The following is a 12,360-nucleotide window of genomic DNA, read 5'->3' as shown; positions in this document are numbered from 1 at the left end:
TGGAAAAAGTTTGGGTATACTTCTCCAAAATTTGCTTAAGAGATGCAAACATCATGGGTAGCATATTTAATATGTTTGGTCCTTCACCAATAAGACCAATTGAACAGCACATGCGAAAAGTACACCAATGCGCTAAGCAGCTCTACCCATTTTTTGAAGCAATACTCAAAAAAGATTGGGCAACCGCCAATAAAATAAAAGAAAAAATAATTTCTCTCGAAAAAGAAGCGGACTTAATTAAAAGAGATTTGCGTCTGCATCTGCCGACTGGACTCTTTCTTCCTGTTTCACGTACGGATCTTCTTGAACTTCTCAGTGCTCAAGATTTCATTGCGAATAAAGCAGAAGACATTGCCATACTCATCGTCAGTAGACAAATGGTTGTCCCAGAGATACTCATTCCTACTTTTATGCCTTTTTTAAGTCGCTGTCTGGATGCATCAAAACAGGCATGTAAAGCAATTAATGAATTAGATGAATTGCTGGAAACAGGTTTCAGGGGCTCTGAAGTTAAAATCGTAGAAGAAATGATCTTAACACTTTATGAGATTGAACATGACAGTGATGAACGCCTAGCAGATATTAGACATCGTATTTTTGAAATCGAAAAAGAGTTATCTGCAATTGATGCAATTTTCCTCTATAAATTGGTCCAATGGATTGATGATTTAGCCGATGGTGCCCAACATGTGGGTAGTCGTCTTCAAATTCTAATAGCTCGGTAGTCAAATTCTATGGATTATTCAATTATATATCTTTTTGTCGCAATTATTTTGTGTTTCATGATGACTTGGGGAGTTGGTGCTAATGATTTAGCCAACGTTATGAGCACTACCATGGGCTCAAAAGCAGTCACCGTCAGACAAGCCATGTTAATCGCTATAATTTTTGAATTTGCTGGCGCATTTTTAGGAGGGACTGGGGTTACAGAAACGATGCGTGATGGAATTATTAATTCCAGCGAGCTCTCCGGACAACCATTGATTCTTATTGAGGGAATGCTGGGCGTTTTATTGGCATGCACGATTTGGATGAATCTTGCGAGTTATCTTGGAGTTCCTGTTTCTATTACGAATGCATTAGTAGGCTCAATGGTCGGTTTTGGCGCCATAGTATTAGGGCCGCAAGCAATTCATTGGAATCAAGTAGGTCGCATCGCCGTGAGCTGGATCACGTCTCCGATGATTTCAGGAATCACTGCTTTTATATTATTTACCAGTATCCAACAAACTATTTTTGTCAAAAGCAACCCGCTCACTAAAGCGAAATTGTACATCCCAATTTATCTTTTTCTCATTGGCTCTATTTTGTCATTTATCACTGTATTTAAGGGACTTAACCATTTTCAGATTCACCTAAATTTTAAACAAAATCTGGCGGTAACCCTTGCAACCAGCATCATGATTACGATTATAGGGATGATCTTTATTAAGCGTATTCCTGAGCCACATAGAATAAGACGCCGAGAACGATTCATACAAGTTGAAAAGTATTTCGCGATACTTATGGCAATGACTGCATGTGCAATGGCTTTTGCACACGGCTCTAACGATGTAGCCTTGGCTGTGGGACCACTTTCAATTATTCATAGCTTGGTGATGAGTTCACATCAAGAATTTAATGCCAATAATTACCCAGCATGGATTATCTTATTAGGCTGTGTTGGTGTGGTAACAGGCCTGCTCATGTATGGTAGAAAAGTAATTGAAACTGTAGGTAGTGCCATCACCGCACTGACACCCAGTCGGGCCTTCGCAGCGACTCTTTCTGCAGCAACAACCGTTGTTGTAGCAACAAGTACTGGTATCCCTGTTTCCGCAACACAGACATTAGTTGGCGCAGTTCTTGGAGTAGGTTTGGCACGAGGTATTGGTGCATTAAATCTGATTGTAATTCGCAACATCTTTATGTCATGGATTCTCACTCTGCCCGCGGCCTCTCTTCTAACGATTTTGGCTTATAAATTATTACATTACTTTTTGGGCTAGGCTAATTGCTTACTCATATAATCCTTGTCTGTATTAGACAAAATAGCTCAATATTTGTAGGCTGGGTTGCTAAGCCCAGCCTGTAACAAAGCACCAGATTTTTTTCATAGGAAACTATGAATAAGATACTTATTCATAGTGCTTATAGTGATGGTTTCATGATGGATATTTGGAGCGTGGGAGTTAATTCAGCAAACGCTGGGCAGAACAGCCCAACGCACGTTTAGCGCCAACCCTGCATTATAGAAAACGTCCCAGTTGATGTCTTTGAATCCGCTGCCTCGTTTCGCCAGGCATGTAGATTAAAACTCTTCCCAGATTTCACCCTTGTCATTTCCATAATCTTTATTATCACGCTTCTCAAAAATACTTTTATGCTTATTAATTTCTTTTATTTGTGATGCAGATTTATCATGAGTGGCATCAAATTCAAATAAAAATTTGTCATAAGGACTTACATACGCTTTATCTATATCGTCTGAGTTCATAACTAATCCAAAATAACTTTAATTTAGACCAGGTATTTTATAGCTTTTTCATCTAAGTTACCATTATCCTAGACAAAGCAGTTGCAATCTGTTGCACAATTTAAAGGTACTGACGGCCTATCGGTTGATTTTTTTGTCTTTTTTGAGCAGAAAAACTCAAAAAATCCATGTCCTCAACACCTTTAATGGGCTCACTACGATCGCAACTACTCTATTAGAATGATTCTAACTTTAAAAAAATTAAGGGCGAAAGATGAGTGTGAAAAAAGCAGAGTTACATGTCCATTTGGAAGGGTCGATCACTCCTGAATTAGCAGCAAAGCTCGCTGCACGCAATAAATTGGTGCTCCCAGAGGGTCTCGTCGCTCCTGATGGCATAAGCTATTTATCCAAAGATTTTCTCGATTTTTTAAAGGTATATGATACGCTCGCCTCGGTGATTCGCTATCCACAGGATTATTATGACATTACTTTCGACTACTTGCGCGCTCGTGCTCAAGAAGACGCAATTTATGTAGAAATGATGTATTCCCCTGATCATGCTGAACTCTCTAGTAAAATCCCATCCGCAGAACATTTAACCGCAATTCAACAAGCAATTGACGATGCTAAAGAACAATTCAATATAGTAGGTCGGATTATAATTACTGCAGTACGCCATTTTGGTGTTGAAGCTGTAGAACGAGTTGCCAAACAAACTCATAAAGATAGATTTCCATGCGTCACAGGATTTGGTTTAGGTGGTGATGAAGCAAAATTTCCTCCTAAATTATTTAGTAACGCGTATCACATCGCAGCTGATGCCGGTTTACAATGCACAGTACATGCAGGTGAATTTGCTCCTGCAAGTGGGATGATCGAAGCGATGGAAAACCTACCCATCCAGCGCATAGGACATGGTGTTAATTCAATTTATTCACCAGAAACCATGGCGATGGTAAAAGATAGAAATATTACTTTAGAAGTATGTCCTACAAGCAATATCTTTTTAGGCTTGTTTAAAAACATGCATGAACATCCTTTTCCTAAATTTTATGAAGCAGGGATGAAAATCAGCATTAGTTCAGATGATCCCCCCTTTATGAGTACTACATTGGGCCAAGAGTACCAGCAAGTACAAAAATCGTATGGTTATAGTGATGAGATAATGAATAAAATTACCCGCATGGCAATAGAAGCTGCTTTTGTTGATAAACAAACTAAAGCAGAACTTTTAGCGAGAATTTAGTTCGATGATTTCAAAGTAAGTACTCATTCACGTTTCAGACTGCGCCCAAGCTACAACTAATCTTTATACTTGAATCTTGGGGAACGGTTGGATTTGAGCGCAGGTTACGCGAAAATGATTCTGAGGAAACGTTGCATACACCACAGTATGTGAGGCTCCCAAAGTATTGCTTTCGCGCAAGATGTGCCAAATTAAGTCGCTCAATGCCTGAGGCAACCTTACTAATCTTGTCGATGCAGCTCACCCAGTAGTTGTTCTATGTAGCGTCTGCACGTCAAAGGGTTATGCAAAAAATTAATGATACGACGCGTACCACCAGTACCAGTGATACATACCATCCCATAACTCAAAATGCTGCCCAGAATCGATTGGCGGATGTCTATTGCTTCAATCTTACTTAAAGGGATATCAATCGTTTGTCTTACAATAACTCCGGTACGAATAATAACCTGATTTCTCTTGATGGTGATGGAAGAAAAATAATAGGTCATCCAAGTCATGCCAACCCATAATAAAGCAAAAGCAGCTAAACCATATCCAACCTTACGTAAGAAATCTACCTCGACATAAGAAACAACCGCCAAAGCAGCACATAAAAACATCACTGGCCAAAAAAATATTATCCAATGCATTCGAGTAAAAAAAATAACATTATTGTCATGTGGCTTCTCAAACATTGATTCACCTATAATCCTGAATTGTCTAATAAAAAAATTATAATATTGTATTTAACACAAATTTACTATTCTATAGTTTGTTCGAAGTATATACTAACTTTACTACATTTTTTTCATTAAAATAGAAAATGCGCTCGATTAGTCATTGCCTTAACAAACAACTTGCCGATATATGCCAACGTTCTGTCCAATTAGAAGAGCTTTCCGATAAGGTCAGACAAATGCTGCCTGAGGTTTTAGCAAATACATGTCATGTAGGGAGTTTTAATAAAGGATGTTTGCTTTTAACGACTACTGATGCTGTCTGGGCATCACAATTACGTTATGCTATTCCTGAACTACGCGATAAATTACGCAAAGAAGGAGGGATGTATCAACTCTCTTCAATTAAAGTAGCCATTATTGAATCAACAACTCAATATGAAAAGTCAACACCTACTACAAAACATGTATTATCAGAAAAAGCTAAAGAAATTATCATAAGTGAAAGCCAGCAGTGTAATTATGAACCGTTACAAAAAGCATTACTGCATTTGGCTGATAGTGATGATTAAGTCATTGTTGTCTGGGTACAGCGAAGCGGAACCCAGGCTACAAAAAATAAAAAAATTAATGATTTGCTTCCGTGAGCGCAGTTGCAAAACGGCGGGCTACCCACTCTGAACCAAGATAAGCAAAACAATCGTGCAAATATTCAGCTAACTCGTCTTCTTGCATCATGTGCTCTTGGCCAACAGGTTCAACATCATGGTGAAAATAGGCTTCAAAATAACGCATGGAAAAATCAACATAATCGCGGGTATGGAGAATAAAAGCATGCCATACTTCATCAAGAATGAGCAACGGGCCAAAAAGATAAGTCTTTTTGCCTTGCTTTGCTCTGTATACATTTAACCACATCCATGCAAGCAAATCCGCGAACAAAACTTTAGCTTCTTGCTCAGAAAACTCAGGATGATGATGACAAAAATAATCTACTACTACCTGATTCTTATAATCAAGCAGAGTAGATAAATTGATACTGCTCATCCGCAACATGCTTTTTTAGTACTCGGTTTTTGTGTTACATAACGTACAATACGGCAAATCATTTCTTCTTGAGTCATTATTATCTCCACATTTAGTTACAAATAAACAGTGCAGACAGTCTAACCAATGTTCACAATGGAAGCAATTTAATTGTTTTTTTCTTAGTCCATACAAAAGTCTAAATTCAATTCGATTAAGCTCACCCTGAGATATTTCAAGATGAGCGATATTGATTACCAAATCACACAACGGCTTTTATTCACCATTGGGCTATCATCTGGAATATGAAAAGCCTCCTGAAATTGAGGCATATTAGCCAAACTGCCATTGACTCTATATCGAGCAGGTGGGTGAGGATCAGTAGTTACTTGATTACGCAGTTGTTGGGGTCGAATATTCATAGCCCATACATGTGCTGTTGCCAGGAAAAATTGCTGATCTGGTGTCAAACCACCAATTGTAGGTGCATTTTTATATGCCTGCGAATGCTTAAACGCTCTATAGGCAAGTGTAATACCTCCTAAATCAGCAGTAGCCTCTCCTACAACTAGCTTTCCTTGCACACGCAAATCATTATCCACAACATATTGCGAAAATTGGTTCACAATGCATTGTGTTGCTGATTTGAATTTTTCCAGATCGCTTGGCTTCCACCAATTCTTTAAATTACCTTGGCCATCAAATTGTGATCCTTGATCATCAAATCCATGAGTCATTTCATGCCCCATTACAAACCCTATGGCTCCATAATTTACTGCTGCAGGTGCATTAGGATCAAAGAATGGCGATTGAAGAATCCCTGCTGGAATATTTAAATTATTCATTGAAGCATCGTAATATGCATTGATGGTCTGCGGTGTCATTCCCCACTCAGTTTTATCTATGGGTTTGCCGATTTTATTCAGATCACGCTGAGTTAAAAACTCATTAGCACTAATCACGTTCAATACGTACGGACCTCTGTTCACTTTCAGCTTGGAATAGTCCCACCATTTGGAAGGATAACCCACTCGTTCTTCCATCATATCGAGTTTTTTCAATGCCGCCGCGCGAGTATCAGGAGTCATCCATGATAAAGTGCTGATGTCTTCTCGTAAAACAGTACGAATATTTTTGAGTATATCCAAAGCCTGTTTCTTATCCTCTGGAGAGAAATAACGAGCTACATACATTTTACCTATAGCAAAACCTAACGCACTATTTTCCGTACTCACTACCCTCTTCCATCGCGGTAATATTTTCTCGGCCCCAGTGAGAACGGCCACCATTTTGAAATTTTGATCGACGAAAGGCTGTGACAAGTAAGAAGCAAAAGCATCTATTAAATGCCAACGCAAATACGTCTTCCAATCATCAATAGGCACTGTTTTTAATTGTTTATTCAAGTCCTTAAAAAAATCAGGCATGGCTAAATTAATACTTTTAATCTGAGTTTGTCCTATTGCTGAAAAATAAGCAGGCCAAGAAAAATCGGGAGTTATTTTGCTCAGTTGTGCCCTATCCATAATATGATAAATCGCATGCGGATTACGTTGCTCAACCTGAGACATAGAAACTTTTGCCATTTGTGTTTCTAACTTCATCACTGTATTGGCTTCTTTTGCTGCTTTATCTGGAGCATCACCTAATAATTCAAACATCTTCGCAATATGATTGATATACGCCTCGCGAATTTGTTTAAATTTGGCATCATCTTTTAAATAATAATCACGGTCTGGCAAGCCCAGACCGCCTTGTGTCGCTGCACCAATCATCTCTTCACTGTTTTTGAAATCTTGCATGCTCCCAAAATTAAAAAAAACATCGACACCGATTTGATGCAAATGCGCTATTTCATTTTGCAGATCGGTTGAATTTTGTAAACGATTAATGCGATCAAATTCAGACTGAATGGGTTTAATGCCGAGCTGATTAATACTTTTTTCATCCATTCCACTATAATAAAAATCACCAACTTTTTGTTCTATACTGCCTGGCTTGGCCTGGGTGTTTTCTGAAGCCTTGATTAGCATTTGATGAATGATATTCTGCACTTTTTCGTGGATAACATTAAAACTTCCCCAGCTCGAATAATCAGGTGGAATTGGGTTGTTTTTTTGCCAGCTACCATCTGCATAAGAATAAAAATCCTTAGCCGGTGAAATATTGGTATCCAGCCAATTCAGATGAAGTGCTTGTTCAGCAGTAGTCTTTTGTGGTTCAGTGCTTGCAGAGTATATTGATGAACTGCAGAACAACGCAAAAGTAAAAAGGCCCATATTAAGTTTCATGCCACAACGCTCCTTTGCCAATCTTGATGTTAATTCACTAAGAATCTGAATAAAATGTAGCACAGATAAGGGCAAAATCATAACTAGGAATAGGAGCGTTCACGATATAACCGCTAATCATACTGGATATAGGGTTTTGTTTTTCCGTAATAGCCCAGGCTACTATATTAACATATACTCGAATGGTTGGATTTGAGTGCAAGTTGTCAGTACAGTACACATCAGTACGTGAACCTTGATTAGGAAAATTTTTTCGCAGGAAATGCCACAATACAGCTGTTTCCTGATGAGGAACATATTGTTTTCCTGGGCTTCGATTAAATCTTCACCCAGGCTACATTTCTATGCTTCGAGGGGAAAAAACTCAGCGTGCATCTTAGGGAGATACTCTTCTGTATCAAAATAAGTATATTCCCACGCATCTTGTCTTGCCATTAGCTCACGTAATAGTCTGTTATTTAATTCATGACCTGACTTGTACCCTTCGAATGCACCAATCAAACTAGAACCTAACAGGTATAGGTCGCCGATTGCATCCAAAACCTTATGAGAAACAAATTCTGATTCAAAGCGAAGTCCATCATCATTAAGCACACGATAATCATCAACAACAATGGCGTTATCTAAACTTCCGCCTTTAGCTAAATCACACTCTCTTAACTTCTCATAATCGGAAAGAAATCCAAAGGTACGTGCTCGGCATACTTCTTTTACATAAGACGTTGTAGAAAAGTCAAAACTTACTGTTTGTGGCTTATCATTGAACGCTGGATGATCAAAATCAATAGTGAAGGAAATTTTATATCCATTATATGGATAAAATTGAACAATTTTGCCATTGTCTTCGACGCGAATAGGCTTAAGAATACGTATGTACTTTTTAGGTGCATTTTGCTCGCGTATGCCCGCTGATTGAATCAAGAAAACAAATGGAGCGGCACTGCCATCCATAATAGGCAGCTCAGGACCATTTACATCAATATAGGCATTATCGATGCCCAAACCAGCCAAAGCAGAAAGTAAATGTTCTACAGTTGCAATTTTAACTGGCCCATGATGTAAGGTAGTACATAACATTGTATCACCAACATTCTCATAAGACGCGGGTATTTCCACAACTGGTGAAAGATCTACCCTTCTGAAAACTATGCCTGTATTTACAGGAGCAGGTCTCAAGGTTAAAAGCACTTTTTCACCGGAATGCAATCCTACACCAGTTGCCTGGATCACCTTTTTAGGAGTTCTTTGTTTTGTCATTCAGTGCTCACCTTGTTCCTCATAATATCATTTTTCTAAATTTTTTTATTTTGCACGCAAAACTTCGTGAATCCTATCAATATTTTAATATTTAGTCTAATTATTTTTGTATCAAAGACTTAAATTTCCCCACATTAGCATAGTACTGATGTGGGGTTAATACTTATACCTCTTCTTGCCGACGTAAAAATGCAGGAATATCAAGATAATCTACATCCGGAATGCTATCACCATTTTGTTTTGCCGCAGAAGACATGTTTGATTGCGCTTGTTTACGAACCAGTGCAGGACGCTCTAATTGCTGATAGTCCAAAGAACCGTCACTACGTGTTGTTTCTAGCAAACGTGCACGATGAGATTGTTGCGGCTGCATTTGCTGATGGCGCTGTCTTACATCTCCCAAGCCAGTTACAATCACAGTGACACGCATTTCATCTGTCATCTCAGGATCAATTACTGTTCCGACGACTACTGTTGCATCATCAGAAATAAACTCTTTGACTACGTCGCCAACTTCCTCAAACTCACCAATTGACATATCAAGGCCAGCAGTAATATTGACTAAAATTCCACGAGCACCTGAAAAATTCACATCCTCCAATAGAGGAGAAGCAATCGCTGCTTCAGCAGCTTGACGCGCTCTTTGTTCACCTACAGCACTACCAGTACCCATCATAGCCATACCCATTTCGGACATTACCGTGCGTACGTCTGCAAAATCCACGTTAATCAAACCAGGACGAGTAATTAAATCAGAAATACCTTTTACTGCTCCAAGCAAAACATTATTTGCCGCCTTGAACGCATTCAGAAGGCTAATGTTCTTACCTAATACACTGAGTAATTTATTGTTAGGAATAGTGATTAAAGAATCAACATGTTCCGCTAAACGACGAATTCCGTCCTCAGCTGCCATTGCACGTTGCTTGCCTTCAAATGAGAAGGGTTTCGTAACAACAGCTACAGTTAGGATACCTAATTCTTTGGCAATTTCCGCAAAAACAGGGGCTGCTCCAGTTCCAGTCCCACCACCCATTCCTGCAGTAATGAACACCATATCTGCACCACTTAAGATCTCTCGAATATGCTCTCTATCTTCTTCTGCTGCTTCACGTCCAATTTGTGGGTTTGCACCGGCACCTAAGCCTTTAGTCAGCTCATCACCCAATTGAATGTGTATTTTCGCATTTGAACCTCTCAGTGCCTGAGCGTCGGTATTAGCGCAAATAAACTCAACTCCGTCAATATTCTCTGCAACCATATGCTCGACAGCGTTACCACCGCCGCCACCAACACCCACAACCTTAATTACCGCATTATTACTAAAGTGTTGGCCTTCCGTTAATTCAAACATAACCCTGCTCCCCTCACATGTTTATTCTTTTTAGCAAAAATCCGGCAACACACCCCATAAATAGAATCAATTACCAGTTTTCGTTTTATTATTTGTAACCTAAAAATTACCCTGGAACCATTCTTTCATTCTTGCCCACAAACTTTGAGTATTATCATTCATTGTAGGTACATTGTAGTTTGATTCATATTGTTGTTGGTAACCTTGCAACAACAACCCCACGCCTGTAGCAAATGAAGGATTTTCAGTAGCTTCAGCCAATCCAGAAACATAATGAGCACAACCTTTTCTTACTGGCATTTCAAAACAAAGTTCTGCAAGTTCAATACCGCCTCTAACATTGGCAGCACCACCGGTAAGAACGATACCAGCAGCCATTCTGTCTTCAAAACCGCTTCGACGTAATTCATTACGAACGAGAGTAAATAACTCTTCATATCGTGCGGCAACTACATCAGATAAAGTTTTAGCGGATATTTTTCTTCCTGGCCTATCATTAACGCTCGTAACTTCCAGCATATGATCTGAGTTAGCTAATTCAGTTAAAGCACACGCATGATTCAGTTTAATCGATTCCGCTGCTTTTGTAGGCGTGCGCAAAGCCATAGCAATATCGTTCGTCACTTGATCTCCGGCAATAGGGATGACCGCTGTGTGTCGGATTGCGCCTTCACAAAATATTGCAATATCTGTGGTGCCACCACCAATATCAATCAGGCAAACCCCTAGATCTTTTTCATCCTCAGTTAAAACTGCATGACTTGAAGCCAATTGCTCCAGAATAATATCATTTACTTCTAAACCACAACGACGCACACATTTCACTATATTTTGGGCAGCGCTTACTGAGCCGGTAACAATATGTACACGAGATTCTAGTCGAACTCCCGCCATACCGACAGGTTCGCGAATGCTGCCTTGGTGATCTATGATAAACTCCTGAGGCAAAACATGCAGAATTTTTTGATCTGCAGGTATTGCTACAGCTTTAGCTGCATCAATCACGCGCTCTACATCGGCCTGAGATACTTCTTTATCGCGAATGGCAACAATTCCATGCGAATTTAAGCTGCGAATATGGCTACCGGCAATACCCGCATAAACAGTTCTCACCTCACATCCAGCCATAAGTTCTGCTTCTTGAACAGCACGTTGGATGGAGTTCACCGTAGCCTCTATATCAACTACTACGCCACGTTTTAGGCCACGAGAGGGATGACGACCTATGCCGATAATTTCTATTGCACCATCAGTTGTTACTTCTCCAATTAATGCAATTACTTTTGAAGTTCCAATATCCAATCCAGTGATAATCTCTTTTTCTATTTTTTTTGCCATTATCGTTCCGTTTGTTGTTTCCACTGCACTGCCATACCACGTGGATAACGTAAGTCCACGCTAGACAATTGCTCAATTTTTTCGGCAAACACTGCAGGATATGCTTTACAAAAACGCAGCAATCGTTCTTCTAACTCTTTCTTTCCTAAATATATTTTTATATCATTGCCTAAAAGCAATACCCAGGATTGATTTTCTCGTAAATGCAGTCCAGTAGCGTTCAAGCCATACATTGATAATATCTTACTCAATTTTTCGTAAACTTGTAAGACTTCTTCTTGTTGAGATAGAGGTCCTTTTAATTTTGGTAAGTTTAAACCCTCTGGTACGGCACCCTCATTAAATAATCTGCCGTCCTCAGTCATCAATGCATTATCCCAAATTGCAACTGGCTTTTTTTCAACAAGCCTTATTTTCAATGTATCTGGCCAAACACGCTCTACTGTTGCCGTATCTATCCAGCTCATTTCATTTAGCTCATTCTGCAACCCACCGACTGATAAAGTAAAAAAGCTATCACTTAAATATTTTGCTAATACCCCTTCTAGCTCTTTATGCGTTACATGTTCGTAATTCGCAGCAACTTTAATGGTGGTAATTGGAAACCGTTCTGCATCGGATGCATAATAATAACCCAATCGGCAAGCCAAGAACATGGCACTTAAAGTCAATATCAATAACCAACAAATATAACGCAAATTCCCAGAATCAACATCCCTATTTTTATTCAT

General features: G+C 39.2%; 12 protein-coding genes. 4 read left to right on the top strand and 8 right to left on the bottom strand.

The genetic code is table 11. The features are described 5' to 3' along the window. The first annotated feature begins 53 nt into the window (after positions 1-53). Positions 54-725, top strand: coding sequence for a TIGR00153 family protein (locus BGO44_RS16245; protein ID WP_058510820.1), 672 nt, complete (start codon positions 54-56; stop codon positions 723-725). Between the two features lie 9 nt (positions 726-734). Then, the gene (locus BGO44_RS16240) at positions 735-1,988 is read left to right on the top strand and encodes an inorganic phosphate transporter (protein WP_058510821.1); all 1,254 of its coding nucleotides are present in this window, start codon (positions 735-737) and stop codon (positions 1,986-1,988) included. A gap of 302 nt (positions 1,989-2,290) precedes the next feature. Here BGO44_RS16240 and BGO44_RS16235 read toward each other — a convergent pair whose 3' ends face one another. Then, positions 2,291-2,476, bottom strand: coding sequence for a CBU_0585 family protein (locus BGO44_RS16235; RefSeq protein WP_058510822.1), 186 nt, complete (start codon positions 2,474-2,476; stop codon positions 2,291-2,293). 253 nt (positions 2,477-2,729) lie between these two features. On the opposite strand from BGO44_RS16235, the gene BGO44_RS16230 reads away from it, so the two are divergent. After that, positions 2,730-3,704 (top strand): adenosine deaminase, encoded by a 975-nt coding sequence (locus tag BGO44_RS16230; RefSeq protein WP_273198509.1) that lies wholly within the window; start codon positions 2,730-2,732, stop codon positions 3,702-3,704. A gap of 221 nt (positions 3,705-3,925) precedes the next feature. On the opposite strand, the gene BGO44_RS16225 is transcribed toward BGO44_RS16230, so the two are convergent. Then, entirely contained in the window at positions 3,926-4,381 is a 456-nt protein-coding gene (locus BGO44_RS16225; RefSeq protein WP_058510824.1) for a PH domain-containing protein, read from the bottom strand. Between the two features lie 128 nt (positions 4,382-4,509). Between BGO44_RS16225 and BGO44_RS16220 the strand changes: the two genes are divergently transcribed. Beyond that, positions 4,510-4,935, top strand: a complete 426-nt coding sequence (locus BGO44_RS16220; RefSeq protein ID WP_273198512.1) for a DciA family protein — start codon at positions 4,510-4,512, stop codon at positions 4,933-4,935. Between the two features lie 55 nt (positions 4,936-4,990). On the opposite strand, the gene BGO44_RS16215 is transcribed toward BGO44_RS16220, so the two are convergent. From BGO44_RS16215 to BGO44_RS16190, 6 genes are all read right to left on the bottom strand, one after another. Further along, a complete protein-coding gene (locus tag BGO44_RS16215) occupies positions 4,991-5,410 on the bottom strand; it encodes a UCP032817 domain-containing protein (RefSeq protein ID WP_058510826.1) in 420 nt (139 codons plus the stop codon). Between the two features lie 233 nt (positions 5,411-5,643). Continuing rightward, positions 5,644-7,680: a M13 family metallopeptidase gene (locus BGO44_RS16210; RefSeq protein ID WP_273198514.1), complete on the bottom strand. Its 2,037-nt coding sequence runs from the start codon at positions 7,678-7,680 to the stop codon at positions 5,644-5,646. A gap of 342 nt (positions 7,681-8,022) precedes the next feature. Beyond that, complete coding sequence (lpxC, locus tag BGO44_RS16205) at positions 8,023-8,937, bottom strand: UDP-3-O-acyl-N-acetylglucosamine deacetylase (protein WP_058510828.1); 915 nt, start codon at positions 8,935-8,937, stop codon at positions 8,023-8,025. Positions 8,938-9,100: 163 nt separating this feature from the next. Continuing rightward, positions 9,101-10,291: a cell division protein FtsZ gene (gene ftsZ / locus BGO44_RS16200; protein WP_058510829.1), complete on the bottom strand. Its 1,191-nt coding sequence runs from the start codon at positions 10,289-10,291 to the stop codon at positions 9,101-9,103. Positions 10,292-10,390: 99 nt separating this feature from the next. Continuing rightward, positions 10,391-11,629: a cell division protein FtsA gene (gene ftsA, locus BGO44_RS16195; protein ID WP_058510830.1), complete on the bottom strand. Its 1,239-nt coding sequence runs from the start codon at positions 11,627-11,629 to the stop codon at positions 10,391-10,393. Beyond that, the gene (locus tag BGO44_RS16190) at positions 11,629-12,360 is read right to left on the bottom strand and encodes a cell division protein FtsQ/DivIB (protein ID WP_058510831.1); all 732 of its coding nucleotides are present in this window, start codon (positions 12,358-12,360) and stop codon (positions 11,629-11,631) included. Before BGO44_RS16190 ends, ftsA begins: the two co-directional genes overlap by 1 nt.

Source organism: Legionella sp. 39-23 (assembly GCF_001897665.1).
Classification (GTDB): domain Bacteria; phylum Pseudomonadota; class Gammaproteobacteria; order Legionellales; family Legionellaceae; genus Legionella; species Legionella steelei.
Note: the sequence above shows the minus strand (reverse complement) of the source record. Positions and strands in the feature narration are given on the sequence as shown.

What these genes read in the sequence shown, in the direction of transcription:
- BGO44_RS16215 (WP_058510826.1), bottom strand. Translation starts at nt 5,410, where the DNA reads ATGAGCAGTATCAATTTATCTACTCTGCTTGATTATAAGAATCAGGTA.
- BGO44_RS16230 (WP_273198509.1), top strand. Translation starts at nt 2,730, where the DNA reads ATGAGTGTGAAAAAAGCAGAGTTACATGTCCATTTGGAAGGGTCGATC.
- BGO44_RS16245 (WP_058510820.1), top strand. Translation starts at nt 54, where the DNA reads ATGGGTAGCATATTTAATATGTTTGGTCCTTCACCAATAAGACCAATT.
- BGO44_RS16240 (WP_058510821.1), top strand. Translation starts at nt 735, where the DNA reads ATGGATTATTCAATTATATATCTTTTTGTCGCAATTATTTTGTGTTTC.
- ftsZ (WP_058510829.1), bottom strand. Translation starts at nt 10,291, where the DNA reads ATGTTTGAATTAACGGAAGGCCAACACTTTAGTAATAATGCGGTAATT.
- BGO44_RS16220 (WP_273198512.1), top strand. Translation starts at nt 4,510, where the DNA reads ATGCGCTCGATTAGTCATTGCCTTAACAAACAACTTGCCGATATATGC.
- ftsA (WP_058510830.1), bottom strand. Translation starts at nt 11,629, where the DNA reads ATGGCAAAAAAAATAGAAAAAGAGATTATCACTGGATTGGATATTGGA.
- lpxC (WP_058510828.1), bottom strand. Translation starts at nt 8,937, where the DNA reads ATGACAAAACAAAGAACTCCTAAAAAGGTGATCCAGGCAACTGGTGTA.
- BGO44_RS16190 (WP_058510831.1), bottom strand. Translation starts at nt 12,360, where the DNA reads ATGAATAAAAATAGGGATGTTGATTCTGGGAATTTGCGTTATATTTGT.
- BGO44_RS16210 (WP_273198514.1), bottom strand. Translation starts at nt 7,680, where the DNA reads ATGAAACTTAATATGGGCCTTTTTACTTTTGCGTTGTTCTGCAGTTCA.
- BGO44_RS16235 (WP_058510822.1), bottom strand. Translation starts at nt 2,476, where the DNA reads ATGAACTCAGACGATATAGATAAAGCGTATGTAAGTCCTTATGACAAA.
- BGO44_RS16225 (WP_058510824.1), bottom strand. Translation starts at nt 4,381, where the DNA reads ATGTTTGAGAAGCCACATGACAATAATGTTATTTTTTTTACTCGAATG.